Origin of the sequence: Pseudoalteromonas sp. RB2-MNA-CIBAN-0110 (assembly GCF_040309305.1) — a bacterium.
GTDB classification, from domain to species: domain Bacteria; phylum Pseudomonadota; class Gammaproteobacteria; order Enterobacterales; family Alteromonadaceae; genus Pseudoalteromonas; species Pseudoalteromonas arctica.
In genome coordinates this window covers 1-277 of sequence record NZ_JBEOOQ010000160.1, presented here as the reverse complement: position 1 = coordinate 277, position 277 = coordinate 1, and the positions used below count along the sequence as shown (strand labels likewise).

1 pseudogene is annotated in these 277 nt (G+C 64.3%); it reads right to left on the bottom strand.

Annotation, left to right across the window (positions count from 1 at the left end):
* Positions 1 to 277 (bottom strand): annotated as a pseudogene (locus AAEY68_RS20985) (hypothetical protein); the annotation flags it as partial.

Genomic DNA, 277 nt, shown 5'->3' with positions numbered 1-277 from the left:
CGGCTCGCTCGAGAAATCGACGACGTGCTGCCACGTGGTCGTGATCTGCACGTGGAGATCGGGATGTTCGCCCTGGAAGCGCATGATGCGCGGCAGCATCCAGCGCATCACGCAGGTCGGCACCTTCAGCGCGAGATCGGTGCGCTGCCGCGTGAGCTTCATCGAGATGTCCTCGATCCGCGCGAAGCTCTCGTCGACCACCGGCAGCAACTGCTCGCCTTCGGCCGTCAGCGTGAGGCCCTTCGCATGCCGCCTGAACAGCGGAAAACCGTAATGC